General features: G+C 71.2%; 24 protein-coding genes. 12 read left to right on the top strand and 12 right to left on the bottom strand.

Going from position 1 to position 26,853, the window contains the following annotated elements:
* The first annotated feature begins 275 nt into the window (after nucleotides 1-275).
* The 4 genes from VFV89_RS16020 to VFV89_RS16005 all read left to right on the top strand — a co-directional run bounded on the left by VFV89_RS16020 (nucleotide 276) and on the right by VFV89_RS16005 (nucleotide 5,861).
* Nucleotides 276-2,609, top strand: a complete 2,334-nt coding sequence (locus tag VFV89_RS16020; RefSeq protein ID WP_329706958.1) for a M4 family metallopeptidase — start codon at nucleotides 276-278, stop codon at nucleotides 2,607-2,609.
* Between the two features lie 103 nt (nucleotides 2,610-2,712).
* Complete coding sequence (locus VFV89_RS16015) at nucleotides 2,713-4,425, top strand: MFS transporter (protein ID WP_329706957.1); 1,713 nt, start codon at nucleotides 2,713-2,715, stop codon at nucleotides 4,423-4,425.
* Between the two features lies 1 nt (nucleotide 4,426).
* Nucleotides 4,427-4,861 (top strand): MarR family transcriptional regulator, encoded by a 435-nt coding sequence (locus VFV89_RS16010; RefSeq protein ID WP_329706956.1) that lies wholly within the window; start codon nucleotides 4,427-4,429, stop codon nucleotides 4,859-4,861.
* Between the two features lie 10 nt (nucleotides 4,862-4,871).
* Nucleotides 4,872-5,861, top strand: a complete 990-nt coding sequence (locus VFV89_RS16005) for a GNAT family N-acetyltransferase (protein WP_329706955.1) — start codon at nucleotides 4,872-4,874, stop codon at nucleotides 5,859-5,861.
* Between the two features lie 27 nt (nucleotides 5,862-5,888).
* On the opposite strand, the gene VFV89_RS16000 is transcribed toward VFV89_RS16005, so the two are convergent.
* Genes VFV89_RS16000 through VFV89_RS15990 form a run of 3 tightly spaced genes read right to left on the bottom strand, consistent with a single transcriptional unit; the run spans nucleotide 5,889 to nucleotide 7,452 of the window.
* Nucleotides 5,889-6,275 carry a type II toxin-antitoxin system death-on-curing family toxin gene (locus tag VFV89_RS16000; protein WP_329706954.1) on the bottom strand — a complete coding sequence of 129 codons (387 nt, stop codon included), beginning with the start codon at nucleotides 6,273-6,275 and terminating at the stop codon, nucleotides 5,889-5,891.
* Nucleotides 6,272-6,469 (bottom strand): CopG family transcriptional regulator, encoded by a 198-nt coding sequence (locus tag VFV89_RS15995; protein WP_329706959.1) that lies wholly within the window; start codon nucleotides 6,467-6,469, stop codon nucleotides 6,272-6,274. The genes VFV89_RS16000 and VFV89_RS15995 overlap by 4 nt, the downstream gene beginning before the upstream one ends.
* Nucleotides 6,466-7,452, bottom strand: coding sequence for a helix-turn-helix transcriptional regulator (locus VFV89_RS15990; RefSeq protein WP_329706953.1), 987 nt, complete (start codon nucleotides 7,450-7,452; stop codon nucleotides 6,466-6,468). The genes VFV89_RS15995 and VFV89_RS15990 overlap by 4 nt, the downstream gene beginning before the upstream one ends.
* A gap of 69 nt (nucleotides 7,453-7,521) precedes the next feature.
* Here VFV89_RS15990 and VFV89_RS15985 point away from each other — a divergent pair, with 69 nt between their 5' ends.
* Entirely contained in the window at nucleotides 7,522-8,676 is a 1,155-nt protein-coding gene (locus VFV89_RS15985) for an epoxide hydrolase family protein (RefSeq protein ID WP_329706952.1), read from the top strand.
* A gap of 99 nt (nucleotides 8,677-8,775) precedes the next feature.
* Here VFV89_RS15985 and VFV89_RS15980 read toward each other — a convergent pair whose 3' ends face one another.
* The 5 genes from VFV89_RS15980 to VFV89_RS15960 all read right to left on the bottom strand — a co-directional run bounded on the left by VFV89_RS15980 (nucleotide 8,776) and on the right by VFV89_RS15960 (nucleotide 13,072).
* Nucleotides 8,776-9,516 (bottom strand): hypothetical protein, encoded by a 741-nt coding sequence (locus VFV89_RS15980; RefSeq protein ID WP_329706951.1) that lies wholly within the window; start codon nucleotides 9,514-9,516, stop codon nucleotides 8,776-8,778.
* Nucleotides 9,517-9,613: 97 nt separating this feature from the next.
* Nucleotides 9,614-10,696: an NAD(P)H-dependent flavin oxidoreductase gene (locus tag VFV89_RS15975; protein ID WP_329706950.1), complete on the bottom strand. Its 1,083-nt coding sequence runs from the start codon at nucleotides 10,694-10,696 to the stop codon at nucleotides 9,614-9,616.
* Entirely contained in the window at nucleotides 10,693-11,448 is a 756-nt protein-coding gene (locus VFV89_RS15970; protein WP_329706949.1) for a CoA-transferase, read from the bottom strand. The genes VFV89_RS15975 and VFV89_RS15970 overlap by 4 nt, the downstream gene beginning before the upstream one ends.
* Complete coding sequence (locus tag VFV89_RS15965; protein WP_329706948.1) at nucleotides 11,445-12,329, bottom strand: CoA transferase subunit A; 885 nt, start codon at nucleotides 12,327-12,329, stop codon at nucleotides 11,445-11,447. The genes VFV89_RS15970 and VFV89_RS15965 overlap by 4 nt, the downstream gene beginning before the upstream one ends.
* Nucleotides 12,326-13,072: an enoyl-CoA hydratase family protein gene (locus VFV89_RS15960; RefSeq protein WP_329706947.1), complete on the bottom strand. Its 747-nt coding sequence runs from the start codon at nucleotides 13,070-13,072 to the stop codon at nucleotides 12,326-12,328. Before VFV89_RS15960 ends, VFV89_RS15965 begins: the two co-directional genes overlap by 4 nt.
* A gap of 100 nt (nucleotides 13,073-13,172) precedes the next feature.
* On the opposite strand from VFV89_RS15960, the gene VFV89_RS15955 reads away from it, so the two are divergent.
* The 3 genes from VFV89_RS15955 (at nucleotide 13,173) to VFV89_RS15945 (ending at nucleotide 15,940) form a co-directional block, all read left to right on the top strand.
* Nucleotides 13,173-13,937, top strand: a complete 765-nt coding sequence (locus VFV89_RS15955) for an SDR family oxidoreductase (RefSeq protein WP_329706946.1) — start codon at nucleotides 13,173-13,175, stop codon at nucleotides 13,935-13,937.
* Nucleotides 13,934-14,812, top strand: coding sequence for an SDR family oxidoreductase (locus tag VFV89_RS15950; RefSeq protein ID WP_329706945.1), 879 nt, complete (start codon nucleotides 13,934-13,936; stop codon nucleotides 14,810-14,812). The genes VFV89_RS15955 and VFV89_RS15950 overlap by 4 nt, the downstream gene beginning before the upstream one ends.
* A gap of 63 nt (nucleotides 14,813-14,875) precedes the next feature.
* A complete protein-coding gene (locus tag VFV89_RS15945; RefSeq protein WP_329706944.1) occupies nucleotides 14,876-15,940 on the top strand; it encodes a serine hydrolase in 1,065 nt (354 codons plus the stop codon).
* 1 nt (nucleotide 15,941) lies between these two features.
* On the opposite strand, the gene VFV89_RS15940 is transcribed toward VFV89_RS15945, so the two are convergent.
* Nucleotides 15,942-18,764, bottom strand: coding sequence for a M36 family metallopeptidase (locus VFV89_RS15940; protein WP_329706943.1), 2,823 nt, complete (start codon nucleotides 18,762-18,764; stop codon nucleotides 15,942-15,944).
* A 97-nt stretch (nucleotides 18,765-18,861) separates the two neighbouring features.
* Nucleotides 18,862-19,992 carry a steroid 3-ketoacyl-CoA thiolase gene (locus VFV89_RS15935; RefSeq protein ID WP_329706942.1) on the bottom strand — a complete coding sequence of 377 codons (1,131 nt, stop codon included), beginning with the start codon at nucleotides 19,990-19,992 and terminating at the stop codon, nucleotides 18,862-18,864.
* Between the two features lie 127 nt (nucleotides 19,993-20,119).
* Here VFV89_RS15935 and VFV89_RS15930 point away from each other — a divergent pair, with 127 nt between their 5' ends.
* Complete coding sequence (locus VFV89_RS15930) at nucleotides 20,120-21,349, top strand: cytochrome P450 (protein ID WP_329706941.1); 1,230 nt, start codon at nucleotides 20,120-20,122, stop codon at nucleotides 21,347-21,349.
* A gap of 154 nt (nucleotides 21,350-21,503) precedes the next feature.
* Here VFV89_RS15930 and VFV89_RS15925 read toward each other — a convergent pair whose 3' ends face one another.
* Nucleotides 21,504-22,922 carry an aminotransferase class V-fold PLP-dependent enzyme gene (locus VFV89_RS15925; protein ID WP_329706940.1) on the bottom strand — a complete coding sequence of 473 codons (1,419 nt, stop codon included), beginning with the start codon at nucleotides 22,920-22,922 and terminating at the stop codon, nucleotides 21,504-21,506.
* 118 nt (nucleotides 22,923-23,040) lie between these two features.
* On the opposite strand from VFV89_RS15925, the gene VFV89_RS15920 reads away from it, so the two are divergent.
* Nucleotides 23,041-23,613 carry a CGNR zinc finger domain-containing protein gene (locus tag VFV89_RS15920; RefSeq protein WP_329706939.1) on the top strand — a complete coding sequence of 191 codons (573 nt, stop codon included), beginning with the start codon at nucleotides 23,041-23,043 and terminating at the stop codon, nucleotides 23,611-23,613.
* A 19-nt stretch (nucleotides 23,614-23,632) separates the two neighbouring features.
* Here the strand turns inward: VFV89_RS15920 and map are convergent, their stop codons facing one another.
* The gene (gene map / locus VFV89_RS15915) at nucleotides 23,633-24,412 is read right to left on the bottom strand and encodes a type I methionyl aminopeptidase (protein ID WP_329706938.1); all 780 of its coding nucleotides are present in this window, start codon (nucleotides 24,410-24,412) and stop codon (nucleotides 23,633-23,635) included.
* Nucleotides 24,413-24,522: 110 nt separating this feature from the next.
* Between map and VFV89_RS15910 the strand changes: the two genes are divergently transcribed.
* Both VFV89_RS15910 and pucL read left to right on the top strand, forming a co-directional pair.
* On the top strand, nucleotides 24,523-25,797 hold the full coding sequence (locus tag VFV89_RS15910; RefSeq protein WP_329706937.1) for a DUF6986 family protein: 1,275 nt from the start codon (nucleotides 24,523-24,525) through the stop codon (nucleotides 25,795-25,797).
* A 121-nt stretch (nucleotides 25,798-25,918) separates the two neighbouring features.
* Nucleotides 25,919-26,836, top strand: coding sequence for a factor-independent urate hydroxylase (gene pucL, locus VFV89_RS15905; RefSeq protein ID WP_329706936.1), 918 nt, complete (start codon nucleotides 25,919-25,921; stop codon nucleotides 26,834-26,836).
* The last annotated feature ends 17 nt before the right edge of the window (nucleotides 26,837-26,853 follow it).

Below are 26,853 nucleotides of genomic sequence, written 5' to 3'. Positions count from 1 at the left end.
CTAGGACGGATCCGGCACCCTCCGGCGTCGGCGCTGCCGAGACCGGCGGTCGCCGAGCCGATCGACGATCGATTTCGCCGATCGGCCCGAAAACTGCACATCTCTGCACCGCACCTTTTCGCAACTTTGCCCCATTGACCGGACATGTTGCGCGGGTGGAGATTCCAGACCGGATCCATTCTCGGGCGGTCCGTCACCCGGGGCTGGAGCCTGCCTGGAACCCAGGCACCTTCCATCCAGTGGCTCGATCGAGCCCTTCACAAGGAGATTCTCGGGTGAGAAGAAGACTCGTCACCGGGGGCGTCGCTGTGCCGATCACAGTGGGTGCCCTCGTCACGGCGATGGCCGTGCTCGCGCCCACCGGCGCCGGCGCAACCCCAGCGCACCACCCCGACCGGACCGCACCGTCCAAGGGCGTCGCGGTCAAGCCCGCACCGCACGGCGGTGGAAAGGCCGCCGCTGCCGCCTCCGCGGACCGGCTGGTCCACACCAAGCCGGCGGTGCTGAAGGCGGGCAGGCACGACGCGTTCAGGGCGGGCAAGGTGGTGAGCTCGATGGGGCTCCACTACGTGCCCTACGAGCGCACCTACCGCGGCCTCCCTGTCGTCGGCGGTGACTTCGTCGTGGCGACCGACGCCAACGGCAAGATCCTGACCACCAGCGTGGCGCAGACCCGGCAGGTCAGGCTGCACTCGGTCCGGGCGACGGTGACGAAGGCGCGGGCACGCTCGGTCAGCAGGCACGGCGTGCGCCACGCACAGCTCGGTCGGACCCGGCTGGTGGTGCTGCAGCAGAAGCGCTCCCGGCTGGCCTGGGAGACCATGGTCACCGGCCGCAGGCACGGCGAGCCCTCGCGCCGGTCGGTCTACGTCGACGCGCACACCGGGCGCTACCTCACCGCCAAGGAGCACGTCATGGACGGCACCGGGCACTCGGCCTACGACGGCGACCCGGTGACGATCCCGACCAGCGGGTCGGGCAGCAGCTTCTCGATGACCGACCCCGCCCACCCGACGATCAGGTGCCAGAACGCGTCGACCAACACGACGTTCACGGGCACCGACGACGTCTGGGGCAACGGCTCGAAGACCGACCGGGAGACCGGCTGCGTCGACGCGATGTACGTCGAGGACCAGGAGAACAAGATGCTCGCGGCCTGGGACGGCCGCAACTCGTTCAACGGCAGCGGCGGCGGCTGGCCGATCCGCATCGGCCTCAACGACGAGAACGCCTACTACGACGGCACCCAGGTCCAGATCGGCCACAACACCCAGAACCAGTGGATCCCGGTGCTGGACGTGCTCGGCCACGAGCAGGGCCACGGCGTCGACGACCACACCCCGGGCGGCATCTCCGGTGCGGGCACCCAGGAGTTCGTCGCCGACACCTTCGGCGCCGCGACCGAGTGGTACGCCAACAACGCCGTCGACCGGCCCGACTTCACCGTCGGCGAGATGGTCAACCTGGTCGGCTCCGGCCCGATCCGCTACATGTACAACCCGTCGCTCGCGGGGGACAAGAACTGCTACGACTCCTCGATCCCGAACGGCGAGGTGCACGCCGCCGCCGGCCCGGGCAACCACTGGTTCTACCTACTGGCCATGGGCACCAACCCGACCAACGGGCAGCCCACGAGCCCGACGTGCAACAGCACCAGCATCACCGGGCTCGGGATCCAGAAGGCCGAGCAGATCATGTACAACGCGATGCTGCTCAAGACCAGCTCGTCGTCGTACCTGAAGTACCGCACCTGGACGCTGACCGCGGCCAAGAACCTCTTCCCGGGCAGCTGCACCGAGTTCAACACCGTCAAGGCGGCGTGGAACGCGGTGTCGGTGCCGGCCCAGTCCGCCGACCCGACGTGCACGACGAGCGGTGGCGTGACCGTCACCAGCCCGGGCAACAAGACGGGGACGGTCGGTACGGCGATCTCGTCGTTCACGCTGTCGGCGAGCCCGGCCGGGTCCTACACCTGGTCGGCGACCGGGCTGCCGCCGGGCATCACCATCGGCTCGTCGTCCGGCACCGTCTCGGGCACGCCCACCACGGCCGGCACCTACAACGTGACCGCGACCGCGACGGGGTCGAGCGGCTCGGGGTCGACGACGTTCACCTTCACCATCTCCGGTGGCGGTGGCGGCGGGTGCTCGTCGCCGGGCCAGAAGCTGGGCAACCCCGGCTTCGAGTCGGGGACCTCGCCGTGGACCGGCAGCACCGGCTCCATCGGCAACTGGTCCGCCTACGGTGAGCCGGCGCACTCCGGCACGCGCGCCACCTACCTCGACGGGTACGGCAGCACGCACACCGAGGCGATCAACCAGTCGGTGAGCATCCCGGCAGGCTGCTCGACCTACACGTTGAGCTTCTGGCTCCACATCGACACGGCGGAGACCACCACGTCGGTGGCCTACGACAAGCTCACCGTGAAGCTGGGCTCGACCACGCTGGCGACGTACTCCAACCTCAACAAGAGCTCCGGGTACGCCCAGAAGTCGTTCAACGTCTCCGGGTTCGCCGGGCAGACGGTGACGCTCACCTTCAGTGGGTCCGAGGACGTCTCGCTGCAGACGTCGTTCCTGATCGACGACGCGGCGCTGTCGGTCAGCTGATCCCTTGCGAGGAAGCGGAGGCCGTCACCCTGCACGGGGTGGCGGCCTCCGTCCACGTGGCCCCACCAAAAATAGTTAGCCAAGGACAAGTAATCTGGGGTCAGTGACCACCACCGAGCCCAGCCGCCGCGTCCGCGCCAGCCGCTTCGACGCGGAGCACCCGCACTACCGCTGGGTCGCGCTGTCGAACACGACGCTGGGCATGCTGCTCGCGACGGTCAACGCCTCGATCGTGCTGATCTCGCTGCCGGCCATCTTCCGCGGCATCCACCTCGACCCGCTCGAGCCCGGCAACGTGAGCTACCTGCTGTGGATGATCATGGGTTTCCTGGTCGTCTCGGCCGTGCTCGTGGTGCTGCTGGGTCGGCTCGGCGACATCTACGGCCGGGTCAAGATGTACAACCTCGGCTTCCTCGTCTTCGCGCTGTCGTCGGTCGCGCTCTCGCTGGACCCGCTCGAGCAGGGACAGGGCGCGATGTGGCTGATCGTGTTCCGCGTCGTCCAGGGCGTCGGCGGGGCGATGATCTTCGCCAACTCGACCGCGATCCTCACCGACGCGTTCCCGGCCGACCAGCGCGGGATGGCGCTCGGCATCAACAACGTCGCCGCCGTGGCGGGCTCGTTCATCGGTCTGGTCGTCGGCGGCCTCCTCTCGGAGTGGGACTGGCGGGCGGTCTTCTGGGTCAGCGTCCCGATCGCGATCCTCGGCACCGTGTGGGGCTACCACTCGCTCCGCGAGCTCGGCACCCGGCGTACCTCCCAGATGGACTGGTGGGGCAACCTCACCTTCGCGGTCGGCCTCACCGCGGTCCTGGTCGCGATCACCTACGGGATCCAGCCGTACGGCGGCCATGCCACCGGGTGGACCAACCCCTGGGTGGTGGCCGGGCTCGTCGGCGGCGTCCTGCTCCTGGTGGCGTTCGTGGTGATCGAGAACCGCGTGGCCGACCCGATGTTCTCCATGCACCTGTTCCGGATCCGGCCGTTCGCGGCGGGCAACCTTGCCAGCGTGCTCGCCGCGACCGCGCGGGGCGGCATGCAGTTCATGCTCATCATCTGGCTGCAGGGGATCTGGCTGCCGCTGCACGGCTACGACTACGAGTCCACGCCGCTGTGGGCCGGCATCTACCTGCTGCCGCTGACCGTCGGGTTCCTCGTGGCCGGGCCGCTGGCGGGCCGGCTCTCCGACCGGTACGGCGCCCGGCTGTTCGCGACCGGCGGGCTGGTACTGGTGGCGGCGACCTTCGTCGGCTTCCTGCTGATCCCGGTGGACTTCGACTACTGGGTCTTCGCGCTGCTGCTCCTGGTCAACGGGATCGCGTCGGGCCTGTTCGCCGCGCCCAACGCCACCCAGATCATGAACAGCGTCCCGGCCGACCAGCGCGGCGCCGCCTCCGGCATGCGAGGCACGTTCATGAACTCCGGCAGCGCGCTCTCCATCGGCATCTTCTTCTCGCTGATGATCGCCGGGCTGGCCAGCAGCCTGCCCACCTCGCTGCGGTCCGGGCTGACCGCGCAGGGGGTGCCCGCCGACGTCGCCGGGCAGGTCGCGGACCTCCCGCCGGTCGGCTCGCTGTTCGCGTCGTTCCTCGGCTACAACCCGATCCAGACCCTCCTCGAGCCGTCGGGGACCCTCGACCGGCTCCCGGCCGACCACGCAGCGACGCTGACCGGGAAGCAGTTCTTCCCGGACCTGATCTCACAGCCGTTCCACGACGGGCTGGTGGTGGTCTTCCTCGCGGCGGCCATCATGAGCCTGGTCGCGGCGGTGGCCTCGGCGCTCGCCGGAGCGCACTACGTGCACGAGGAGGACTGACATGGCCGACCCCGATCTCGCGGTCTCCCTCTACGTCGCCATCGGCCGGGTGGTCCGCGCGCTGCGCCAGGAGGCGCCGAGGTCGGACATCGGCCCCGGCGGCCTCGGCGTGCTGGTGAGCCTCGACCAGCTGGGCCCCCAGCGGATCGGCGCGCTCGCGGAGGCGGTGGCCGTCACCGCGCCGTCGATGACCAGGATCGTCAACGCGCTGGAGGCCGAGGGGCTGGTGGTCCGCGATCCGGACCCCGACGACGGCCGAGCCCAGGTGGTCGCGATGACCGACGACGGCGCCGCGCTGCTGACCTCGGGACGAGAGATCAGGGTCGCCGCCCTGCGCCGCCGGCTGGCCGAGCTGCCGGCCGAGGAGCGGGACCGGCTGGAGGCGGCCCTCCCCGCGCTGGAGTTAATGGGTGGCGCCCGGCTCGCCGCGCCGTGACATTTGGTCCATGGAGATCCACCGGTTCGGTCCGGACGACACCGACCGGCTGCAGCAGTACGTCGAGGTCGTCAACGCCGCCAGGGCGGTCGACTCGCCCTGGCAGCACCCCGACACGCTCAGCGGCGTGGAAGGCCGGTTCCGCCACGGCTGGGACGGCGAGGTCGAGGCGCCCTACGTCGGCCTCGACGGCGACCTCCCGGTCGCCGTCGGCCGGGTCGGCACCACCGACTACGACAACCTCCACCTGGCCTGGACCGGCGTCCAGGTGCACCCCGACCACCGGCGCCGCGGCCACGGCACCGCGATGCTCGAGGTGCTGGTCGACGAGGTGAAGGCGCGTGGACGCACCTCGGCCGGCATCGACGGCTGGGACGACGAGAGCACACGCGGCTTCGCGGCCAGGCACGGGTTCGAGCAGAAGAGCGCGGCCATCCAGCGCCGGCAGCACCTGGCCGAGGTCGACTGGGGCGACATCGAGCGGTTGCACAAGGAGGCGGCGGCCGCGGCGTCGGCGTACGACGTGATCCGGCGAGCGGGCCGCACGCCCGACGACGAGCTCGAGGAGCTCGCGGTGATGGCCAGTGCGATCAACGACGCCCCTACCGACGACCTCGACATCGAGGACGAGGTCTTCACCGCCGACCGGATGCGCGCCTACGAGTCGGCCCAGCTCGACCGCGGCAACCGGATCTTCCGCACCGTGGCCCGGCACCGCGGCACCGGCGAGTTGGCCGGTCACTCGGTCGTGGAGGTCGACGGCGAGCGGCCGCAGTACGCCGAGCAGGGCGACACCTCGGTCGTGGCGGCGCACCGCGGCCACAGGCTCGGACTGCTGCTGAAGACGGACATGAACCTCTGGCTGCGCGACGAGCAGCCCCAGATCACCGAGATCAGCACCTGGAACGCCGAGTCCAACGACTTCATGATCGCCGTCAACGAGGCGATCGGCTACCGGGTCATGGGGCGGGAGCTGCAGTTCCAGAAGTCGCTCAGGTGAGCGCAGCCAGCACGGCGACGGCCGCCGCTAGCCTTCGTCCCATGGTTCGATTGCAGCGCTGATTCGATCGGCGATCTCCGAGACCTCGTCGAGCACTCCGGTGGAGACCGCCATCACGAGCTCGTACGCGTCATCGTTGGTCAAGGTCAGTCGGTGTCCGTTGAGACCGAGGAAGGCGATCGTGCTTGCCAGCCCGAGTCGCTTGTTGCCGTCGACCAGAGCATGGTTGCGGGTGACGGAGTGGAGGAGCGCGGCAACCTTCGTCTCCAGGGTGGGATACGCGTCCTGGCTGTAGACCGTCGTCCGAGGGCGTGCGGCCGCCGCGTCGAGTAGCCCGAGGTCGCGGATCTCGGGTGGGCGGCCCAGCACGCGTTCGGCGATGTGCAGCAGGTCGTCCAGGTCGAGGTAGATCACTGACCGAGTCGGTCCAGTGCGTCTTCATAGCGCGGCAGCTCGGTGTCCAGGACGAGGTCCAGGAGCTCTCGTCTGGTGTAGTGCTCGACGTAGGCCTCGATGGCCGCGCGTGCCACTTCCTGCTTCGAGCGCCCTTCGCGTCGTGCGCGCTCGGTCAAGGCGCGATCGAGGTCCGTGTTCAGTCGGAGCGTCATCGCCACCCGTCCATGATACCACCCCTGGTATCACGGGACACCGCGTTTCGATACCGCTCGCCGAGCACCGCCACCGCCTCCACCAGCGCCGGCGGCTCGGTGACGTGGAAGTCCAGGCCGAGCATGCCGATGTAGACCGCGATGATCTCGATGCTGTCGCCACCGGTCACCAGCACGCAGTGGTCCGCGTCGACGCTCTCGACCACACCGACGGTCGGGTTGATGCGGGCGAGCACCTCCTCGGCCGGTGCGTCGACGGCGATCCGCGCGTGGTGCTCCCACCCGGAGAAGGCGACCTCGCGCAGCACGAAGGACGTGTAGTCCCCGCCCGGCAGCGGGTGCGGCGTGAACCGCCGGCCGCCGGGCCGCTTCAGGTCCAGCCAGTCGAGGCGGTACGGCGCCCAGCTGTCGGTCCCGGCGTCGCGGGCAACCACGAACCAGCGCCGCTGCCAGCTCACCAGCCGGTAGGGCTCGACCTGGTGGCGGCCGTCGCGGTAGTCGAACCGGATCTCCTCGTGGTCGCGGACGGCCGCCGCCACCTCGGCCAGCAGCCCCGGGTCGACGACGGGGTCGTCGACGTTCGAGCCGGTGTTCTCCGGCCCGGCGCTGACCGCGTCCGTCAGGGCGTTGACGCGGCGCTGCAGCCGGTGGGGGAGGACGTGCTCGAGCTTGGCCAGTGCCCGGGCGCTGGTCTCCTCGATGCCCTGGACCGACGTGCCGGCGCGCAGCCCGATCGCGACCGCGACCGCCTCGTCCTCCTCGAGGAGCAGCGGCGGCAGCTTGGTGCCCGCGCCGAGCCGGTAGCGCCCGTGCCGACCGCGCACCGCGTCGACGGGGTAGCCCAGGCCGCGCAGCCGGTCGACGTCGTTGCGGACGGTCCGGTCCGAGACGCCCAGCCGCTCGGCGAGCTCGGCGCCGGACCAGTCCGAACGGGCCTGCAGCAGCCCCAGCAGGGCCAGCATCCGGGCCGCGGTGTCCGCCATCGAGAGCACTCCGAAAGTCGCGTGGATTCTAGGAAGAAAACGTTCCTAAAGCGTTCGTAGCGTAGCGCCATGACCACCACCCACGACACCGAGAACCCCGACCACACCGAGGTCCGCCCGTTCACCATCACGATCCCCGAGGAGTCCCTCGCGGATCTGCGCCGCCGCCTCGACCACACCCGATACGCCACGCCGGCGCCGGGCGACGGCTGGGAGTACGGCACACCGGTCTCCTACCTGCAGGACATGGTCGAGCGCTGGAAGAGCTTCGACTGGCGCGCGCAGGAGGCCCGGATGAACGCCGTGCCCAACTTCGTGACCGAGATCGACGGCCAGACCGTCCACTTCGTCCACGTCCGCTCGGCGCGCGAGGACGCGACGCCGCTGCTGCTCCTGCACACCTACCCGGGCTCGTTCGCCGAGTTCCTCGACATGATCGGGCCCCTCACCGACCCCGTGGCGCACGGCGGCCGCGCCGAGGACGCCTTCCACGTTGTGGTGCCCTCGATGCCCGGCTTCGGCTTCTCGACGCCACTGGTCGGCGCCGGCTGGACGATGGCCCGGGTGGCGCGGACCTACGACGCGCTGATGCGGCGGCTGGGCTACTCGTCGTACGGCACCCACGGCAGCGACGGCGGAGCGCTGGTCTCCCGCGAGCTCGCGGTGATGGACCCGGAGGGATTCCTCGGGGCGCACGTGCTGCAGCTGTTCTCCTTCCCGTCCGGCGACCCGGCGGAGTTCGAGAGCTTCGGGCCGAAGGAGTACGCCGCGCTGGAGTTCCTCGGCTGGTTCCAGTCGGTCGGCGGCTACAACCAGATGAACGGCACCCGGCCGCAGACGATCGCCGCCGCGCTGGCGGACTCCCCGGTCGGCCAGCTGGCCTACAACGAGCTGTTCGAGAACTTCGGTAACGGCACCAGCCTGGTCTCACCCGAGCAGGTGCTCACCCAGGTGTCGCTCTACTGGCTCACCAACACCGCTGCCAACGCGGTCCGCTACCACTACGCGGAGGCACACGCCGGGGCCGAGGCGCAGGTCAGCCACGGAAGGACCGGCGTCGCGGTGTTCAAGGACGACTTCCAGACCATCCGGCCGCTGGCCGAGCGCGACAACGACAACATCGTGCACTGGTCGGAGTTCGACCGGGGCGGCCACTACGCCGCGCTGGAGGTGCCTGAGCTGGTCGTCGGCGACCTGCGGGTGTTCTTCGCGACGGACCGCTGACAGTGCACCGGAGCGAGATGGCCGGCCCGGTCTCGACCGGGCCGGCCACCTCCTTGGTGCTACGACGTTGGTGCTACGACGTTGGTGCTTCGACGCTGCTCAGCCGAGGCCGATGGCCCTGGCCAGGCTGCCGTTCACCCGCCCCGAGGCGGCCATCTTGGGCAGCACGACACTCGAGCCGGCCGGGTCGAAGGTGACGGAGTCCAGGAGGACCGGGGCGCCGGCGACGTTGGCGGCCACGGCTCCGGGCGGCAGGACGAACGGGCCGCTGATCAGCCCGGCCGCACCGACGATGATCGTGCCGCCCGAGCTCAGGTCACCGACGATCATGGTCTTCGCCGGGACGTAGCCGGCCGGCAGCGTGAAGACGATGGCGTCGGAGGCCTGACCCGGGGCGCTGGAGTCGCAGACCGCGTCGCCACCGGGACCGTTCATGCCGACCGCGATGCCGCTGAGGTGCACGACACCGAACCGGTCCTTGCGGTAGGTCGGTCCGCCCAGGCCCGGCGCGAGGGCGGCACCGCCCTGCCAGATGCAGTCACCCTCGGTGCCGTTGAGCAGGGTGGCGGCGTGCTGCTGCTCCTCCGCGACCATGTCGGCCGCACCCAGCGAGCCGTCCTTGACCTTGTCGGCGGTCACCGCGTTCTTCTTGATCTTCTTGGCGGTGACGGCGTTCTTCTTGATCTTCTTCGCCGTGATGGCGTTGTTCTTGATGTCGCTGGTGCCGATCTGGCCGGCGGCGTAGCCGACACCGGCCGCGCTGGCGACGAGGGCGAGCAGGGCGACGAGGAGGGCGAGCGGCGAGAGTGCCGACCCGACCCTGCGCAGGGCTTTGTTCACGAAACGTGTCTCCTGGATAGGGGTTACAGAACCTGGGAGAATCTCGCAGGCCGGGGTCCCGGACGCACGCACTTCCGGGGGTGTCGCTCGAAACTGGCTAGACCATGCAGCGCGACGCCCGGCCGAGCTCCTCGACGGCGCCGGCGACGATGCGGTCGACCACCTCCTCGCAGCTGGGGACGTCGTCGATCACGCCGACGACCTGCCCGGAGGCGAGGATGCCGGCTCCGGTGTCACCCTCGACCAGCGCGGCCCGGAGCAGGGTGGGGGTGTTGGCGGCAAGCGCCAGCTGGGCGAGGGTGCGGCCCTGCGCCGTGCGCATCGCCCGGCCGTCGCGGGCGAGCCGGAGCCAGCTCATCCCGCTCTCCTGCTTGAACCGACGGGTCCGCCGCACCGCCGCGCCGAACCGGCGGAGGGCGGATGCCGCCTCGACCTCCTCGACGAACGGCGTGCGCAGCATCCGGTGCGGCATGCCGTCGACCTTGGTGGTCACGACCGTGCCGGTGAGGTCGGTCGTCAAGTAAAGTTCCTTTACTTGTTGCGGAACGGTGGAGTCGCGGGTGAGCAGGAACCGGGTGCCCATCCCGACCGCGGCCGCGCCGTAGGACAGCGCCGCGGCCAGGCCCCGGCCGTCGAAGAAGCCCCCCGCCGCCACGACCGGGATGTCGGCCCCGGCGTCGTGGAGGGCGTCGAGCACGCTCGGCAGCAGGAGCGTCGTCGGCACCGGTCCGGTGTGGCCACCGCCCTCGCCGCCCTGCATCATGACTGCGTCCGCGCCCCAGCCGGCCACCTTGACGGCATGCCGGGCCGCGCCGATGGACGGCATCACGACAACACCGGCGTCCTTGAGCCTCCCGATCAGCTCCGGCTTCGGCGCGAGCGCGAACGACGCGACCTTGACGCCGTGGCGGATCAGCAGGTCGCACCGCTCGCCGGCGTCGCCGGCGTCGGCGCGCAGGTTGACGCCGAAGGGCTGGTCGGTGCGGCTCTTCACCTCGAGGATGGCCTGCTCGAGCTGGTCCACGGTCATCGTGGCGCCGGCCAGGATGCCCAGTCCGCCGGCGTTGGCAGTCCCGGTCACCAGTCGCGGCCCGGACACCCAGCCCATGCCGGTCTGCACGACCGGGTGGCGGACGCCGACCAGGTCGGTGAAGGAGGTGCGCAGCAGCTGGGGGGTCACCGGTCGGGCACCTCCTTGAACCGCAGCCCGTGCGGGTCGAGCACCTCGTTGATCAGGACGAGCTCCTCGGCGGTCGGCAGCCGGGTCTCCGGCACCGAGTCGGGCAGAGTGAGGTCGCACCCGGTCGCCGCGCGTACGTCGTCGAGGGTCACGCCAGGGTGCAGCGACAGCAGCCGGAGCGTGTCGTCCGGTCCCCGGATATCAAGGACCGCGAGGTCGGAGACGATCCGGTGGATGTCGTGGTAGCGGGACGCCGCCGGGCCGGCCGCCTGGGCGCGCTGGGGCCCGACTCCCGAGACGACGTCGACCTGCTCGACGAAGACGCGCGGGGAGTGCTTCGGGACCCAGTACGACGTCCGGTTGTTCACGGTGTTGCCCGGCGCCCCGCGCGAGCCGAGCAGCTGGCGGGTCGGCCGCGAGAAGTCGCCGATCGCGGAGATGTTCTGGTTGCCGTGGCGGTCGACCTGGCTGGCGCCCATCATCACGTGCCGCTTGCCGTTGGCGACGACGTCGAAGACCCGCCGGAACGGGATCCACCCCTCGACGACGTCGCCGCGGGCGGACAGCGGTGGGGGAGAGGCGAGGAACAGCGACTCGCCGTCAGAGATGACCAGGTCGGGGTTCTGGGTGAGCCGGCAGAGCCGGACGCCGAGCGTCGGCAGCAGCCCCATCGGGCTGGCGAACAGCTCGCCGTCGTCGACGAAGGCGTCCGCGATGGCGGCCGCGCACACGTCCGCGCGTGTGGGCGTCATCCCTCGGCCTCCTCGGCGAAGGCAGCCACTGCGGCCTGGTAGGCCGCCTCGTCGCCGGAGAGGAAGCGCTGCTCGAAGGCCGCCCACTCCTTCTCGGTGCCGCCGGCTGCCGCCGCGTAGGCACGTTGGAACCGCTCGTCGCGCTCGTAGTCGGGCGTGCACGTCGTGAAGTGCGCGCCGTTCGGTGTCTCGACCACCCCGTCGACCATCATCCGGCTGACCAGCAGCCGCTGGACGGGGGCGTCGACGCTGAGCCCCGCGGTGTCGACGATCTCCTCGCAGGAGACGTAGGCACGGTCCGCGGCCATGCAGAAGAGGTCGTCGAAGTAGGGGTCCGGGCCGAGGTAGGTCGCGTTGCCGTGCCGGTCCGCGCGGTTGAGGTGCACGAGTGCCACGTCGAGCTCGAGGGCGGGCACGGCGACCAGCTCCTGCCCGTCGTCGTAGGGACTGGTCACGGTCCTGATCCACGGGTTGTTGACCAGCACGTCCGAGCCGAGCCCGGCCCGCATGGGCAGGAACGGCAGCCGCTGGGCGGCGGCGTACAGCCCGGTCTGGAACATGCCCTCGTCGAGCTCGACGACCTCCGCGATGGTGCCGAGCTGGCGGGCGCGCTGGAAGTTCGGCTCCAGCGGGATGGAGTCGAGCGAGACGAACGCGTAGACGAGCCTGCGGAGCTTGCCCGCGCGGGCCAGCAGCCCCACGTCGGCCCCGCCCCAGCTGACCAGCGTGAGGTCCTTCAGGTCGGAGCGGAGGATGGCCCGGACCAGCGCCATCGGCTTGCGTCGCGCTCCCCAGCCGCCGATCCCCAGGGTGATGCCGTCCTCGAGGGTCGCCACGACCTCGTCGACGGTCATCCGCTTGTCGCGGGGCCCCTTCGTCACCGCTCGCCCTGCACGAACCGGTCGCGCAGCTCGTCGCTCACGCCGGAGAGGTTGAGCTCGAAGGTGAACCCCTGCTCGAACCGGTAGCTCCGGTTCACGTCGACCGGGTCGATGCCGTTGAGCGCCTCCTTGGCGGCCCGGATCACTCGGGGGTCCTTGGCCGCGATCTCGCCGGCGACCCCCAGCGCCGCCTCGTCGAGCCGGTCGTGGGGCACCACCTCGAGCACGCTGCCATGGGGGAGCAGGTCGGCGGCCTTGATGGTGCGGCCGGTGAAGTAGAGCGTGCGCATCAGGTGCGGCGGGACCAGCCGGGCGAGGTGCGTGGCGGCGCCGAGGGCGCCCCGATCGACCTCCGGCACGCCGAAGTAGGCGTCGTCGCTGGCCACGACGCAGTCCGCGTTGCCGACCAGGCCGACACCGCCGCCCAGGCAGTGGCCCTGCACGGCCGCGACCACCGGGACCGCGCACTCATAGACCGCCTTGAACGCCGCGTAGCAGCCACGGTTGGCACCGATCAGCGCGTCGAAGCCGCGGGTCCGCTGCATCTCCTTGATGTCGACGCCGGCGTTGAAGCCGCGGCCCTCGGCCCTCAGCACCACGACCCTGGTGTCCGCGTCGGCGGACGCCTCGTCGAGGGCCGCGGCGAGGTCGAACCAGCCCTGCACGGTCAGCGCGTTGACCGGGGGAGCGTCCATCGTGACGAGCCGGATGCCCTCGGGGCGCAGCTCGCTGCGGACGGCCATCGGCGGCTCCTCTCTGTGCCCCGGATCTCTGTGCGCCGGATCTCCGCGCCCAGGGCCAGCGGCTCGGACAACCAAGCATTTGCTTGGTAGGGTAGCAGCCATGGCCCTGACGATCGACCTGACCGGTCGGGTCGTGCTCGTCACCGGCGGCACCCGCGGGATCGGCCTGGGCATCGCCGAGGCGTTCGCGGCGGCGGGGTCGCACGTGGTCACCTGCTCGCGCTCCGAGGTCAGCCCCGGGGTTCAGGTCGTGGACCACCACCTCTGCGACGTGCGGGACCCCGACGCGGTCGCGGCGCTCGTGGCGGCGGTCGTGGCCGGCCACGGGCGGCTGGACGTCCTGGTCAACAACGCGGGCGGAGCGCCGTACGCTCCGGCCGCGGACGCCTCACCTCGGTTCCACGACAAGGTGGTGGGGCTCAACCTGCTCGCTCCGCTCGGCTGCGCGCAGGCCGCCAACGCGGTGATGCAGCAGCAGGAGAGTGGGGGCGTGATCGTCAACGTCTCGTCGGTCTCGGCCACCCGCCCGTCTCCGGGGACGGCTGCCTACGGCGCGGCCAAGGCCGGCCTCGACTCACTGACCGCGTCGCTGGCGGTCGAGTGGGCTCCGAAGGTGCGGGTGAACTCGATCGACGTGGGGCTGTGCCGCACCGACGACACCGCGGACCACTACGGCGGGGACGACCGGGTCGCCGCCATCGAGCGGACCATCCCACTCGGCCGGATGGCCCGGCCCGAGGAGGTCGGGAACGTCGCGGTGTTCCTGGCCAGTGACCTGGCGTCCTACGTGTCCGGCGCCCGGGTCGAGTGCCACGGCGGGGGAGAGCCACCGGTGTTCCTCTCGGCCGGGGCCGGGTCCACATGAGCCTGCTGGAGGGTCGGATCGCGATCGTCACCGGAGCCGGCCGGGGCATCGGACGCGCGCACGCGCTCGAGCTGGCCAGGCACGGTGCCGCGGTCGTGGTGAACGACTTCGGGGTCTCGCCGGCCGGCGAGCGCACCGGCGAGACACCGGCCGACGAGGTCGTGGCCGAGATCGAGGCCGCCGGCGGCCGGGCCGTGGCGAACGCCGCCGATGTGGCCGACTTCGAGCAGGCCGCGGCTATGGTGCGGCAGGCGGTCGACACCTACGGCGGACTCGACGTCCTCGTCAACAACGCCGGGTTCGTCCGCGACCGGATGGTCGTCAACACCTCCGAGGAGGAGTGGGACACCGTCATCCGCGTGCACCTCAAGGGCCACTTCGCGCCGCTCCGGCACGCGGCCGCCTACTGGCGCACCGAGTCGAAGGAGGGCCGGCAGCGCGCGGCCCGCGTGATCAACACCAGCTCGGGCGCCGGGCTGCAGGGTTCGGTCGGGCAGGCGACCTACTCCGCGGCCAAGGCGGGCATCGCCGGGCTCACCCTGGTCGCGGCCCAGGAGCTCGGGCGGTACGGCGTCACGGTCAACGCGATCGCACCGGTCGCCCGGACCCGGATGACCGAGGGCGCGTTCGACACCTCACAGATGGCACTGCCCGAGGACAACTCGCCCGTCGTGGCCTGGCTCGCGTCGGTGGAGGCCGGTGACATCACCGGCCGGGTGATCGAGATCGACGGCAGCACGCTCACCGTGGAGACCGGCTGGCGGCACGGCCCCGCGCGGGACAACGGCAGCCGGTGGGAGGCGGCAGCCGTCGGGCCTGCGCTGCGCGCGCTGCTCGCGGACGCACCGGCGCCCGAGCCCGTCTACGGCGCCTGAAGTCCCGCGGGCGACGGACTTCCGACCCTCGTTCGCGAGCGCGGTCGTCCCTAGCGTCGGAGCATGAGGAGCCGTGTCGTCACGGCCGTCGCACTCCTGGGGCTCGCCGGGTGCGCGGCCACCACCACGGGTGGCGTCGGACCGATCGAGTCCGGCGGCCTGCCGACCGCGACGCCCATCGACCTCGGCTTCGACGCCGAGACGCTGGACCGGCTCGCCGACGACGCAGCGGCGTTCGGCTCGACGTGCTTCCTGGTCTCCCGGCAGGGGAAGGTCGTTTTCGCGCGCTACTGGAACGGCGGCGGGCCCGAGAGCCCGCAGGAGGTCTACTCGGTCACGAAGTCGGTGACGAGCACCCTCGTCGGGCTGGCCCAGGCCGACGGTGACCTGTCGATCGACGACGCCGCGTCGACCTACATCGACAGCTGGCGCGGTACGTCGTCCGAGCCGGTCACCGTGCGCCAGCTCCTGTCCGGCGTCAGCGGCCGGTTCTGGAGCGAGGAGAGCGACTACAGCGAGCTCATCGAGACCTCGGACCGGACGGCGTACGCCGTGGCCCTCGACCAGCAGGAGGAGCCGGGCACCGTCTGGGTCTACAACAACGCGGCGGTGCAGACCCTGGACGCCGTGCTCCGGAGCGCCACCGGGACCGACCCCGCCGGCTTCGCCGAGGAGCGGCTCTTCGGACCCCTCGGCATGGAGCACACCCGGTTGACCGAGGACGACAGCGGCCACTCCACCAACGTCTTCTTCGGGATGCAGTCGACCTGCCCCGACCTGGCGCGGTTCGGGACCCTGTTCGCCCAGGACGGCCGGTGGGACGGCCGCCAGCTGGTGCCGGGCGCGTGGGTGCGCGAGGCGACCGGCCGGCCCTCCCAGCCGCTCAACGTCTCCTACGGGCTGCTGTGGTGGCTGAACACCGACGGCCCGGACCAGCTCGCCCCGAAGGCCCGGCCGGAGCTGTTCGCGGCCCAGGGGCTCGGCGGCCAGGTGGTGCTGGTCGACCCGCGCAGCGACACCGTGGTGGTCCGGCTGGGTGGCGGCGAGGACCAGGGCGCGGAGGGCTACCAGATCGCCGACGCGACCCGGGTGGTCACCGAGGCGATGGTCGCTCCCTACACCGGGTAGGTCACGGGTTCGGCGTGCCGTAGACCTCCAGCTCGGTCAGGTCGGCATGCAGGCAGCCGGTGAACGCGCCGGGGCAGTCGGTGCCGAAGTCCGGCACCTGGTTGCCCAGGATCGTGAACCGGACGAACCGCACGGCGGTCGTGCCCGCGGTCGGTGTCAGCATGTTCAGCCGGCCGAGGTCGCCGGCGGTGAACGTGCCCTGGTTGGCCGTCGTCCAGGTCGTGCCGTCCGGTGAGGTCTCGATCCGGTAGCCGCTGGTCGAGGCGCTGGCCCCGTCGAAGCAGGTTGCCGTCGGGTCGACCGCGAGCTGCTTGAGGTCGACCGGCCGCGGCAGCTTCACGGTGAGGTGCTTGGGCACGAACACGTTGCTCGGCGTGGCCTCGTCGGCCGCGGCCGCGGTCTTCCACCCGCTCACCTGGCTGAGGTCGAGCGCGGCGGCCGGGCCGCAGCCGCCGGCGGTGTGGTCGGTGCCGGTGAACTCCGCGACGGTGGCACCGCCGGCCGTGGCCGCCCAGTCGCGCCGCGCGGAGAAGTCGCGACGGGTGCTGCCCTTGCCCACCGTGACCGCCGCCCGGACGGGCAGGTAGCCGGGCGAGTCGGCCTCGAGCTTGGCGTAGTGACCACGCGGCACGTGGCCGAGGGAGTAGCGCCCCTGCGCGTCGGTGACCGTGGACGGGTTCACCAGCCCGCGACCCTGGAAGGCGAGCGTGACCACGGCGCCCGCGACCGGCTGGCCCGAGTCTGGGTCGGTGACGACTCCGGTGATCCGGCCCGTCGCGTGTCCGGCCGGGGGCCGGGCGAAGCTGGCTCCCGGTGCGGCGTCCTCGCCGCCGAACGAGCCGGCGAAGAAGCCCATGCCGCGGGCGGCGAACACCTTCCAGATGGCGCTGTGGTGGCGGCCCCCGAAGACGGCCGTGTCGGCGACCAGGATGGCGTTGCGGATGTCGAGGAACGACGGGTCGTGCGGTGCCAGCTCCATCGCCCGCGTCACCAGCGACTCGGTGGCCCGCGAGCCGAGCCGGGCGCGCAGCTGCCACAGGGTCTGGGCCCAGATCTCGCCGTCGGAGTGCACCTCGGGGCCGCCGAGCACCTTGGCGTAGTCGCGGTAGGTGTACCCGCCGCGGTGACCGGTCGAGCCGCCGTTGCAGCGGGTGGCCGTCGAGCCGACCGGGCAGTCGATCGGCTCGGTGCGGTCGAGGGCGACCCCGGCGCCGTCGAACTGGAACAGCACCACGTCGACCTTCCTCGGGTCGTCCTTCTGGAGTCCCTGGTCGACCAGGTAGTCCATGGCGTACCAGTCGCTCCACGCCTCGCCCATCGCGCCGGCCTGGACGAAGCCCAGGGTCGACTGGCCGTTGGCGTTGACCACGAGCCGGTTGGACAGGCCGTGGGTGTACTCGTGGTAGACGGTGTCGGCCTCGTCGCCCACGTCGGTGGGCGCGAACGGGTCGCCCTTCGGGTAGGACGTACCGGGCGTGTGCTGGAGGTACATCTGCATCCGCGGCGCCTTGCCGTCGGGAGGCGTGGCCATGTTGGCGTTGTCGACGTGCGCCGGGTCCGGCAGGCCGTGGTCGATCGCGGCACCGTCGTCGGTCTGGGTGTTGACGGCATCCTGGCCGCGACCGAGGTGGGTGCGGTTCTTCGCCTGGAAGTTGCCCGCCGCCTCGGTGAAGCCGATCGGCGCCCGCATCAGGTGGTCGTGCCAGTTGTTGACGAAGAAGAAGACCTGGGTGGCGTTCTGCTTGCGGTTGACCTGCCACGAGAACGGCTTGTCCGGGTTCCAGGTGCACGGGTACGGGTTGTCGCAGAACCGCACGCCCTTGAGGTGGAACGGCGTGAGCGGATAGCTCCAGGTGCCGTTCCTCAGCGGCGGCACCTCCTCGCTCGGGTTCGCCACCTGGTCGTCGTTCACGTCGGAGTAGGTGTGCGAGTTGTTGCCGGAGAGCTTGCGCGCGCCGGCCGGCAGCCAGCCCCGGGCCGTGAAGTCGACGTGCCGCGCGGTGCCACCGCGGGGCGCCCCGGGGAAGTACTCCACCGCGGTGCCGCGGCTGTGCTGGTCCTGGGCCAGCGGCCGGCGGTAGAGGAGCCTTCCGGTGACCGCGTCGAAGACTGCGAGGGTCGGCTGCTCGGCGGACATCGTGGTCGTCTGCCAGGCGGCGTGGCTGGTCCCGTCGGCCACGAACACGACCGGCTCGGCCTCGTCGTCGGGTCCGGGCGCGGTCGACGTCTCGCCACCGTCGCGGCGCGCGGCTGCGATGGCGTCGCCCGCGCCGGCCAGCTTCGGCGTCGCGACCGCCGGCGCGGCGGCCCTGCTCACCGGTGACCCGAAGACGACCAGGAGCCGCCCCGACCGGGTGACCGCGGCCTGGAGGCCGGCGTCGAAGACCTTCGTGCCTCCGATCTCCTGGGTCCAGGACAGGTGGTGGGTGCCCTCGATGTCGACGTAGTCGCGATGGAAGTCGAAGGTCCGCAGGTCGGCGGAGGTGAGGCCGAGCGCGGCGAGGTGGCGGCGCACGTAGCCGAGGGCGACGGCGCGGGCCGGCTTCCGGGACGGCCCGGTGAGGTAGCCGTCGAGCTTCTCCACGATGCGGACGGTGCCGGTGGCCGGGTCGGTCTCGAGCAGCCCGCCGGCGGGGACCGAGCGCCGGACCGAAGCCCCGGTGCCCGACCGGCGTGCGTCGTAGAAGCCGAGGTCGTCGGCCGCGGACCTCCGCTCGGCCCTCGGGGCGGGCGGCGGCGACGGGTGACCGGTCGCCGGGTCGGGTACGACGGCCATCGACAGCACGAGCGCGGCGCTGCCGGCCACGACGAGGAGGGGGCGCATGGGCTCACCCTCTTGTCAGCACCGCGTGCGGGCAAGGCTTCGGCAGTGCCCGAGACCGAATCGTGCCTGCGACGTGCAGGCTCCGGACAGGTAGGGGCTACACCCGCTCCAGGACGGTGCCCGTCGCCATCGCACCACCCGCGCACATCGAGATGAGCGCGAGGTTCGCGTCGCGCCGCTCCAGCTCGTGCAGCGCGGTGGTGATGAGGCGGGTGCCGGTGGAGCCGACCGGGTGCCCGAGCGCGATGGCGCCGCCGTTGACGTTGACCCTGTCCAGGTCGACGCGGTGCTGGCCGGCCCAGGAGAGCACCACCGATGCGAAGGCCTCGTTGACCTCGAACAGGTCGAAGTCCGAGATGGCCATGCCGGTCCGGTCGAGCAGCTTCTGGGTGGCCTCGATCGGGCCGTCGAGGTGGTAGTAGGGATCGGAGCCGACCAGGCAGTGGGCCCGGATCCGCGCCCGCGGAGCGAGGCCGAGCGCCCGCGCACGGTCCTCGTCCATGACCAGCACCGCGGACGCGCCGTCGGAGATCTGCGACGAGGTGCCGGCGGTGTGCAGCCCCTCGGGCAGCACCGGGTCGAGGGCCGCGAGCCCCTCGAGCGTCGTGTCCCGCAGCCCCTGGTCGGCGTCGACGACGCCGTCGGCCGTGGTGTACGGCGCGAGCTCGCGCTTGAACCGGCCCTCGTCGACCGCCACCCTCGCCTTCTGCTGTGAGGCCAGGCCGAACGCGTCGAGGTCGGCGCGGGTCAGGCCTCGGCGCGCCGCGATCCGGTCGGCGGCCTCGAACTGGTTGGGCATGTCGATCGACCAGTCGTCGGGACGCGGGTCGCCCAGCCCCGCGGGCACGTTGGCGCCGAGCGGGATCCGGGACATCGACTCGACGCCGCACGCGACGCCGACGTCGATGGTGCCGGCGGCGACCATGTCGTGCACGAGGTGGGCCGACTGCTGGCCCGACCCGCACTGGGCGTCGATCGCGGTGGCGCCGGTGCGCTGGGGGAGCCCGGCGTACAGCCAGGCCCGGCGGACCATGTCGTTGGACTGCTCACCGGCCTGGGTCACGCAGCCGCCGACCACCTGGTCCACGAAGTCGGGGTCGACCCCGGCCCGGCGCAGGACCTCGGTCTGAACGAAGCCCAGCAGGGCGGCCGGGTGGACGCCGGCCAGCCAGCCGTTCCGCTTGCCCAGCGGCGTCCGGACGGCCTCGACGATCACCGGTGTGCCCATGGGGCCATGATGGCACAGAACTAGAACACGTTCTCGTTCGGAGCCCTTCCGAAACGTACCGCGAGTATGTAGCCTCGCCCGCTAGAACGTGTTTCAGAATTCCGCGAGGGACTCCGAGAGGGACACCGTGACCGACGTCCTGCCCGAGGGCTACGACTTCACCGACCCGGACGTGAACTGGGAGGCGATCCCGCACGACAAGTTCCAGGCGCTGCGGCTCAATGCGCCGGTGCACTGGATCGAGCAGCCTCAGTCCTCGCGGGACGGGATGCTGGGCGGCACCGGCTACTGGGCGGTCTCGAAGCACGCGGACGTCTCCGCGGTCTCCAAGGACAGCAAGAACTTCTCCTCCTCGGAGAACGGCGCGATCATCCGCTTCCAGGAGGGGATGCTGCGCGAGATGGTCGAGTTCCAGCGGGTGATGCTGCTCAACCAGGACCCGCCGGAGCACACGACGACCCGGCAGATCATCTCCCGCGGCTTCACGCCCCGCTCGATCGGCGCGCTCGAGGAGATCATGGCGGACCGGGCGCAGCGGATCGTCGCCGACGCCGTACGCCGCGGGAAGGGCGACTTCGTCACCGAGGTGGCCGCCGAGCTCCCGCTGCAGGCGATCGCCGACCTGCTCGGCGTCCCGCAGGAGGACCGGGCCAAGCTGTTCGACTGGTCCAACCAGATGCTCGCCAACGAGGACCCCGACTACCAGGGCGAGCCCGACCTGGCCGCCACCGAGATCCTGGGCTACGCGATGACGATGGCGGCCGCGCGGCGCGAGGAGCCCAAGGACGACCTCGTCACCAAGCTGATCAACGCTGACAAGGACGGCCGCGGGCTCACCGACGACGAGTTCGGCTACTTCTTCATCATCCTGACCGTGGCAGGGAACGAGACCACGCGCAACGCGATCACCCACGGCATGAACGCGTTCCTGGACAACCCCGACCAGTGGCGGCTCTGGGTGGAGCAGCGCCCGGACACCATGGTCGACGAGGTGATCCGCTGGGCCACCCCGGTCAACGTCTTCCAGCGCACCGCGTTGGACGACGTCCGGGTCGGGGGCGTCGACGTGCAGCGGGGCCAGCGGGTCGGCCTGTTCTACGGCAGCGCGAACTACGACGAGGACGTCTTCGACGACCCCTACACCTTCGACATCACCCGGACGCCCAACCCGCACGTGGCGTTCGGCGGCCACGGGGCGCACTACTGCATCGGCGCCAACCTCGCGCGGCTCGAGGTGCGGCTGATCTTCACCGCCCTGGCCGACCAGGCCCCCGAGATCGCCAAGCTGGCCGAACCGCGCCGGCTGCGCCACGGCTGGATCAACGGGATCAAGGAGCTGCAGGTTAGCTACGCCTAGATGACTGATTCCAAGGGATCGTGCAAGCGAGCGGCGCTCAGCGCCGCGCTGGCAAGGCGCGGGCGCGATGTCGTACTTGGTCGTCCAACGAGCGTCCGCAACGCCGCCAGCGTGGATGCTGGGCGTCGCGTAGCGTGCGAGCCCTTGGAATTAGTCATCTAGCCCCGACCACCCGCTCGAGCGCGGTGAAGGCGCGGTCCACGTCCTCGTGGCTGGTGTAGGCGGCGAAGCTGAGCCGGCAGCTGGCCGGTGGGTTCAGCTTGAGGTCGAGGTGGGCGAGGGTCGCGCAGTGGCAGCCCGCGCGCGCCTCGACCCGGTGCTCGTCGAGGGCCGAGGCGACCTGACGGGAATCTCGTCCGCGGACCGTGAAGGCCACCAGCGGCGACCTCGACACGTCCGGCCCAGGCCCGTAGACCTGCACCCCGGGGATGGCCAGGGCCCGGCGCAGAGCGGCGTCCGTCAGCGACCGGACGTGGCTCGACACGAGTGTCATGGCCGACTCCACATGGGTCCGTGGGAGCGGCCGGGCGGTGCCGAACCACGGCTCGTCCGGGTCGAGCGCGAGGTCGACGAGGAGGCGCAGCGCCTGCGCCGAGGCGATGACCCCGAGCACGTTGGGCGTGCCGGCGGCGTACTTCCAGGGGAGGTCGCCGTACTCGACGAGGTCGGGTGAGACTCGGCCCTCGGCGATCATGTCGCCGCCGTAGAGGAAGGGGAGCGAGCCCTGGAGCAACGGCTCGCGCGCGTAGAGGACCCCCACGCCGAACGGCGCCAGCACCTTGTGGAAGGAGAACGCGAGGTAGTCGACGTCGAGCGCGATGACGTCGATGACGCTCGTGGGTGCGAGCTGGGCCGCGTCGACGAGGAGCAGCGAGCCACTCCTGCCGTCGCCGCGCCGGTAGCCGCTCTCGTCAGCGATCCGCCGGATGCGGTGCAGCGGCGGCTTGGTGCCCAGGAAGTTCGAGGCTCCGGTGACGCACACGAGCTTCGTGCGGTCGTCCACGAGCTCGGCGAGGTGGTCGAGGTCCAGCTCGCCCGTCTCGTGGTCGAAGCGGACGACCCGGCACTCCACGCGCCTGCCCAGGCGCGGCAGGATCTCGCGCGACAGGGCGTACCAGGGGACGAAGTTGGAGTTGTGCTCCATCAGCGTCGTCACGACGTTGTCGCCGTCGCGGAACTCGGTGAGGAGCGAGTACATCACGGCGTTGATGGCCTCGGTCGTGTTGCGGTAGGTGGCGATGCAGCGCCGGCTCGGGGCGTTGAGCCAGGTCGCGATGGTGTCGAAGGACTCCTCGAACTCCTCGGTGATCCGGCGTGACGCGGTCGACTGCCCTCGGTGCACGCTCTCGTACCTGGGGGAGAGCTCCCGGAAGAGCTCGATCAGCTCGCGGGGGGTCTGGGAGGTGGCGGCGTTGTTGGTGACCACGCGGCCGGTGCCCGCGAAGTCGAAGTGGCTGCGCATCCGGTCGACGTCCAGCCGGGGCGGCTCCGGCTCCGGCTTCGGCCGTCGCCGCCGGGGCGGCCAGAGCCGTCCGGTCAGCAGCTGCTCGCTCACGTACCCGTAGTGGCTCATCCTCCGAGCTCCTCCCTGCGACACCGGTCATGAACGTACGCCGGTGTCGCGATAGCTGCAACCAGCAATCTGGCTACACTGGTGTCGCTGTGGAGGGAGTCGCGATGGGGAGGAGTCGATGACCGCCGTGCAGATACCGACCGTGGAGATGACGGAGGACCGGGTCCCACGGTCGGCCGCGCTCGTCCGCGACTTCGTCAACACCGTCGACCGCGAGCTCGGCACCGACGCCCTGGAGTCACCGGCGGGACTCTCGGCGTTCCTGTCCGAGCAGGGGCTCGTCACCCGCCCCGGCCGCGCCTCGTCGGCCCAGCACGGGAGGGCGGTCCGGCTCCGTCGCGCCCTGCACGACGCGCTGGAGCTCAACCACGCGTCGGCCGCCGCAGCGTTGCCCGACCTCGACACGGTCCTGGGGGAGCTGTCGGTCCGCCTGGCCTGGGACGGGCAAGGCGTCGTGGGGCGGCCGGCCGAGGAAGGGGTGGACGGGGCCCTCGCCCGGATCGGCCTGGCCGCCCACGAGGCGGTGGCGCAGCAGGTGTGGTGGCGGCTGAAGGTCTGTGCCTTCGACGAGTGCGACTGGGCCTACTACGACCAGTCCAAGAACCGTTCCCGCAGCTACTGCGAGTACGGCTGCGGCAACAAGCTGAAGACTCGCGCCTATCGGGCCCGGCAGCGCTCCGCCCGCCGCTGACGTCGGCCTCGATCCAGGCTCAGCCCTCGAGGTGGCTCCGGTCGGTGAGGACGAGCGGCCCGTCCTTGGTGATCGCCACGGTGTGCTCCATGTGTGCGCCGCGCGAGCCGTCCGCGCTGCGCAGGGTCCAGCCGTCGGCGTCGGTGTAGATCTGGTCGGTCGAGCGCAGGAACCACGGCTCGATCGCGATCACCAGCCCCGGCTTGAGCTTGATCCCGCGGCCGGGCCGGCCGTCGTTGGGCACGTGCGGGTCGCCGTGCATGGTGCGGCCCACGCCGTGGCCGCCGAACTGCAGGTTGACCCCCAGCCCGGCCGCGCGCGCGACGTCACCGATCGCGGCGGAGATGTCGTAGAGACGGTTGCCGACCCGCGCCTGGTGGATCCCGGCCTCGAGGGCGCGGGTGGCCACGTCGATCAGCTCCAGGTCGCCCTCGCGCGGCGTACCGACCACCACGCTGAGCGCCGAGTCGGCCACCCAGCCGTCGACACTGGCGGCGAAGTCCAGGCTCAGCAGGTCGCCGTCGCGGAGGTCGTAGTCGTGGGGGAGGCCGTGCAGCACCGCGTCGTTGACGCTCGTGCAGAGCACCTTGCCGAACGGCGAGGCCCCGAACGACGGGTGGTAGTCGATGTAGCAGGACTCGGCTCCGCGGTCCTTGATCATCTCGTGGGCGAGCGCGTCGAGGTCGAGCAGGTTGACTCCGACGTCGGCGGCGTCGCGCAGCGCGACGAGCACGTCGGCGACGAACCGCCCGGCCGGCCTCATCGCCTCGATCTGCGCGGGCGTGCGGAGCTCGATCATGACCTGAACCCTATGGGTCGAGACCACACCGCATAGGGACACCTCTTGACTTCCACGATCCGGAAGATAATGTCCGGCATGCGAATACTTCACCGGACGAGGAGTGCCACATGCCCCAACGCACGAGTGCCACCGGCCCGACCGGACCGACCGGTGAGCGGCTCGCGGACGCGCTGACCGCGGCACTGGACACCCGGCTCGCCGCCGCGGACGCGGCGCTGGTCCGGCAGTTCCCCGGCGACGCCCCCGACCGGCAGCCGGTGCACACCGTCTACGTGCCGGCGGACCGGTTCGGCGACGACCTGGCCGAGAGCTGGGGCCGGTCCGCGCTCGCGGCCATCGACGAGCACCCGGCGACCTTCGCCGACCTGGCCGGCGGGGAGGCGCAGGCCGACCTGGTCCGCGACAAGCTGCGGCGGGAGCCGATCGAGGATGTGCGGATCGACTTCGAGGACGGCTACGGCGCCCCGGGCGACGACGTGGAGGACGAGCACGTGCGCCGGGCCGCCGCGGCGCTCGCGGCGATGGCCGGGTCCGGGACCGCCCCGCCGTTCCGCGGGATCCGGTTCAAGAGCCTGGAGGCGCCGACGCGCAGGCGGGGGATCCGGACGCTCACGCTGTTCCTCTCCGAGCTGCTCGAGCGCGGCGGCGACCTGGCCGGGTTCGTGCCGACCCTGCCCAAGATCACCAGCGTCGACCAGGTCGAGGCGATGGTCGAGCTGACCGGCCGGCTCGAGGAGGCGCTCGGGCTCGCCGCGAGGTCGCTCCGCTTTGAGCTCCAGATCGAGACCCCGCAGTCGATCCTCGGACCGGACGGAACGGCGCTGGTGGCCCGGATGATCCATGCCGGCGACGGCCGGGTCACCGCGCTCCACTACGGCACCTACGACTACTCGGCGTTCTGCGGGATCCCGGCGGCCTTCCAGAGCATGGAGCACCCCGTGGCCGACCACGCCAAGCTGGTGATGCAGGCGGCCGCGGCCGGCACCGGCGTACGGCTGTCCGACGGCTCCACGAACATCCTGCCGCTCGGTGACGCGGAGGCCGTGCGCCACGGCTGGGAGCTGCACGCCCGGCTGGTGGGCCGCTCGCTCGAGCGCGGCTACTACCAGGGGTGGGACCTGCACCCTGCGCAGCTGCCGAGCCGGTTCGCGTCGACCTACGCCTTCTACCGCGCCGGGTTCGGGGCCGCCGCGCTGCGGCTGCGCAACTACCTCGAGCAGACCGGTTCGAGCGTGGTGGACGAGCCCGCGACGGCCCGGGCGCTGTCGGACTTCGTGGTCCGCGGCGTCGACTGCGGCGCGGTCTCGGCCGCCGAGGTGCAGGAGGCCACCGGCCTCGACAGCGCCGGGCTCACCGCGCTCGCGCGACCACGGCGAGCATGACCCGACGAATGTGAGCACGGTCACCCGAAGGTCTTGACGCCGTTCCCCTCCAGCCCTAATCTTTCCGAAGAACGGTAAAAAGTTTCCGCATACCGGAAACATTGGAGTCTAGGAGAGTGCCATGGGCGTCGTGCTCGGAGCCAACCAGTACGGGAAGTCGGAGAACCGGGTGGTGCGCGTCTACCGCGACACGGACCGCCACGAGATCCGCGACCTCAACGTCTCGACATGGCTCCGCGGCGAGTTCACCGACGCCCACATCACCGGCGACCAGGCCAACGTGCTGCCGACCGACACCCAGAAGAACACCGCCTTCGCCTACGCCAAGGAGCACGGCGTCACCTCGCCGGAGGACTACGCGGTCGCGCTGGGCCGGCACTTCCTCGACGCCGCTCCGCCCGCGACCGGCGCGCTGGTGCAGGTCGACGAGTACGCCTGGGACCGGATCGACGTCGACGGCCAGGGCCACGACCACTCCTTCCTCAGGCGCGGCACCGAGACCCGGCGGACGTGGGTCACCGTCGACGGCCGCGGCGAGGACCAGAAGGTCTGGGTCGTCTCCGGCTTCACCGACCTGACGGTCTTCAAGTCGACCGGCTCGGAGTTCAGGGGCTTCCTCAAGGACCGTTACACCACCCTCCAGGAGACCGACGACCGGATCCTCGCCACCTCGCTGACGGTGTCGTGGCGGCACGAGGGCACCGCACCGCAGCCCGGCACCGACTGGGAGGCGAGCTACGAACGGACCAAGAAGACGCTGCTCGCCACGTTCGCGACCACCTACAGCCGGGCGCTGCAGGAGACGCTCTACGCGATGGGCCAGGCGGTCCTCGAGAGCGACCCGGGCATCGCCGAGCTCAAGTTCTCGGCGCCCAACAAGCACCACTTCCTGGTCGACCTCGACCCCTTCGGCCTCAAGAACGGCGGCGAGGTGTTCATCGCCGCCGACCGCCCCTACGGCCTGATCCAGGCCACGGTGAGCCGCGACGACTCCTCCGAGCCCGGACTGGCCTGGCAGGCCGTGCCGGCGTTCGCCTGAGACCTCCCCACCTGAAA

The sequence above is a fragment of the Nocardioides sp. genome, from assembly GCF_036274455.1.
Classification (GTDB): domain Bacteria; phylum Actinomycetota; class Actinomycetes; order Propionibacteriales; family Nocardioidaceae; genus Nocardioides.
Note: the sequence above shows the minus strand (reverse complement) of the source record. Positions and strands in the feature narration are given on the sequence as shown.

Coding starts and splice junctions, on each gene's coding strand:
- VFV89_RS16010 (WP_329706956.1), top strand. CDS start 4,427: ATGGCCGACCCCGATCTCGCGGTCTCCCTCTACGTCGCCATCGGCCGG.
- VFV89_RS16005 (WP_329706955.1), top strand. CDS start 4,872: ATGGAGATCCACCGGTTCGGTCCGGACGACACCGACCGGCTGCAGCAG.
- VFV89_RS15995 (WP_329706959.1), bottom strand. CDS start 6,469: ATGACGCTCCGACTGAACACGGACCTCGATCGCGCCTTGACCGAGCGC.
- VFV89_RS15990 (WP_329706953.1), bottom strand. CDS start 7,452: ATGGCGGACACCGCGGCCCGGATGCTGGCCCTGCTGGGGCTGCTGCAG.
- VFV89_RS15985 (WP_329706952.1), top strand. CDS start 7,522: ATGACCACCACCCACGACACCGAGAACCCCGACCACACCGAGGTCCGC.
- VFV89_RS15970 (WP_329706949.1), bottom strand. CDS start 11,448: ATGACGCCCACACGCGCGGACGTGTGCGCGGCCGCCATCGCGGACGCC.
- VFV89_RS15960 (WP_329706947.1), bottom strand. CDS start 13,072: ATGGCCGTCCGCAGCGAGCTGCGCCCCGAGGGCATCCGGCTCGTCACG.
- VFV89_RS15955 (WP_329706946.1), top strand. CDS start 13,173: ATGGCCCTGACGATCGACCTGACCGGTCGGGTCGTGCTCGTCACCGGC.
- VFV89_RS15950 (WP_329706945.1), top strand. CDS start 13,934: ATGAGCCTGCTGGAGGGTCGGATCGCGATCGTCACCGGAGCCGGCCGG.
- VFV89_RS15945 (WP_329706944.1), top strand. CDS start 14,876: ATGAGGAGCCGTGTCGTCACGGCCGTCGCACTCCTGGGGCTCGCCGGG.
- VFV89_RS15940 (WP_329706943.1), bottom strand. CDS start 18,764: ATGCGCCCCCTCCTCGTCGTGGCCGGCAGCGCCGCGCTCGTGCTGTCG.
- VFV89_RS15935 (WP_329706942.1), bottom strand. CDS start 19,992: ATGGGCACACCGGTGATCGTCGAGGCCGTCCGGACGCCGCTGGGCAAG.
- VFV89_RS15925 (WP_329706940.1), bottom strand. CDS start 22,922: ATGAGCCACTACGGGTACGTGAGCGAGCAGCTGCTGACCGGACGGCTC.
- VFV89_RS15920 (WP_329706939.1), top strand. CDS start 23,041: ATGACCGCCGTGCAGATACCGACCGTGGAGATGACGGAGGACCGGGTC.
- map (WP_329706938.1), bottom strand. CDS start 24,412: ATGATCGAGCTCCGCACGCCCGCGCAGATCGAGGCGATGAGGCCGGCC.
- VFV89_RS15910 (WP_329706937.1), top strand. CDS start 24,523: ATGCCCCAACGCACGAGTGCCACCGGCCCGACCGGACCGACCGGTGAG.
- pucL (WP_329706936.1), top strand. CDS start 25,919: ATGGGCGTCGTGCTCGGAGCCAACCAGTACGGGAAGTCGGAGAACCGG.